The 2,372-nt window shown below is 44.8% G+C and carries 2 protein-coding genes and 1 pseudogene; 1 reads left to right on the top strand and 2 read right to left on the bottom strand.

Annotated elements, in window-relative coordinates; all coding sequences use genetic code 11:
• A partial coding sequence (locus JMX07_RS13430) for a CHAP domain-containing protein (RefSeq protein WP_201608426.1) occupies positions 1-701 on the top strand: 701 nt, incomplete at its 5' end.
• Positions 702-817: 116 nt separating this feature from the next.
• Here the strand turns inward: JMX07_RS13430 and JMX07_RS13425 are convergent.
• Entirely contained in the window at positions 818-1,999 is a 1,182-nt protein-coding gene (locus JMX07_RS13425; protein ID WP_077448184.1) for a cation diffusion facilitator family transporter, read from the bottom strand.
• Positions 2,000-2,264: 265 nt separating this feature from the next.
• Positions 2,265-2,372: pseudogene (locus tag JMX07_RS13420) on the bottom strand (IS5/IS1182 family transposase); the annotation flags it as partial.

Genomic DNA, 2,372 nt, shown 5'->3' with positions numbered 1-2,372 from the left:
TGTCAGTACTGGGTATGGGCATAGCACAAACGAGTGGTGCTGCTATCACAATCTCTCAAACAAATAATACCATCACCAATACTTCTGTGGCATCAAACTACGGTTCATCAAAAAACATCTATAGCACCAAAAGTGGTGCTTATGTTTCTAATAATGATGAAATTAGTCAAGCAATTAGCAACCTAAGTGCGCAGGCCAAGCAAAAAGAGAATCAGCTTTCATCATTAAACAGCCGCTTATACGCTGAAAAACAACAGCAGCAAGTCAATAAGGTTCCTGACAGCAATTCAGCCCCCGCTATCGCTGCTGCTCGCGCCTCAAAAGTGGCTTTATCTGGCAGCTCTGGATATTGTGCCCGTTACGTACGTAAAGCACTACAATCAGCTGGTTATGAGTTCACTCCAAATCCTTCAGCCTATCAGTACGCTACTCGTGGCACACTTGAGAAAGCAGGTTTCAGCAAAATCAGCAATGATATGCCAACCCAAGTAGGTGATGTTATTGTCTATGATCGCTCATCAAAGCGTCCACATGGCCATATTCAAATTTTCGATGGTACAAATTGGATTTCTGACTTCCGTCAGAACAGCATCAGCCCATACAGTGGTGTCTATGCTTATACGACATGGCGCGATTCAAAATACGTGGATGACGCATCCGCATCAGATCGTAATATCTACCTTGCTATGAATGATAAATAAGACTTTCTAAGTCAGCACAACATAGTTGTTATTTCCTCCAACCCAGTAGGGCGTGTTGAACATTCACAAATAGTCTCTGTCAGTGCCATGGTTGAAGGTTCAACACGCCCTAGTGACTAGTGACTGTGCCCGATATGGTTATTCGCAGAGCTTTGCTGCTCTGATATGTCGCAGACCAATGCATCGCTATGGGCGCTGGTCTGCGGGTGTGACAAGCTTTCAACCTGAATGGTGGCGTGATGAATACCAAGCGCAAGCAACCCTTGCTCAAGATTGGCAATCAATACGCTGGCATCCGAGATTCTCATATCCCCATCGACCATCACATGGCAAGATAGCGCATTTAGCCCGCTGGTGATGCTCCAAATATGCAGGTCGTGGACTTGTTTTACTTGTGGATGGGCAAGCAGCTTGTCTTCCACATCTACCAGCGATATGCCTTCTGGCGTGCCCTCCATCAAGACATGTACCGAATCACGTACAACGCGGTAACCACTTACTAAGATAAGTACCGCGACGATCACCGACGCTGCGGCATCGGCCCAAACCCAGCCAAACCCCATCATCAGTAAAGCGGCGATGATCGCGGCGACAGAGCCCATCAAATCACTTAATACATGCAAGTAAGCGCTTTGCATATTGAGGTTGACAGGCTCTTTGGAATCATTGCTTTTATTTGCTTTTTCTTTATTTACTTTGTCTGCATTTGCTCCATGGCTGTGGGTGTGTCCATCGCTGCCGCTACTACCACGATGCATCAGCCAAGCGACCAAGATATTAACCAGCATACCGATGGTGGCGACGATTAGCATACCTTGGGTAGCAATCTCAGGCGGTGAGTTAAGGCGTTTGATCGCTTCATAAAAAATCATCAAGGCGATAATTACTAGCGTCGCACCATTGACGGTGGCCACGATAATCTCAAAGCGTTTATAGCCAAAGGTCTTTTGATGGGTGGCGGCTTTTTCGCCGATTTTAAATGCCATCAACGTCGCACCAAGGGCGATGGCGTCGCTGAGCATGTGTCCTGCATCAGAGAGTAACGCCAAGCTGCCTGTCAGTAAGCCACCAATCGCCTCGATAAACATATAGCCTGTGATGATCACAAAGCTAATCAGTAACGTACGCTGATAGCCTTTGGTATCTCTTGGTGCGGTGTTTTGCTCTAGGTGAGTGTCATGATCATGAGCGTCTTGATTGCCAGCAGTATAGTTACTATCGTTGTTTTTATAGACATCAATAGGCTCACTTGGAGGCAAATGCTTATTTTGCTTATGACTGGCATCTTCTTGACTCATAACGTTACTCAAATTTATTAAGACTTATGGTAAATAACTTCAAGGATTAATGATAAATCTAACATAGTCGAGTATTAGAAGCTGTAACGACGAGGTAAAAATGCAGCCAGTAAGCTATAGTCGATTCACTGCAAAAATGACATCGTGCTACTGGTATAAATTTTCCTTGCATGCTGTTATTACAGAGGCTGCGCAACATTCATTCCAGTAGCACTCTTCAATTTATCACCATGTTATTTTGAACTGACTAGGGCGTGTTGAACATTCATAATTTGAGCCAGATATAAGCACAAGCAAGAGCGACCGTATTTTCATAACTCTGCTTGAGCTTATCAAATCTAGTGGCAACCGCCCTATACTGTTTTAGCTTAGC

Origin of the sequence: Psychrobacter immobilis (genome assembly GCF_904846235.1) — a bacterium.
GTDB classification, from domain to species: domain Bacteria; phylum Pseudomonadota; class Gammaproteobacteria; order Pseudomonadales; family Moraxellaceae; genus Psychrobacter; species Psychrobacter immobilis_C.
Note: the sequence above shows the minus strand (reverse complement) of the source record. Positions and strands in the feature narration are given on the sequence as shown.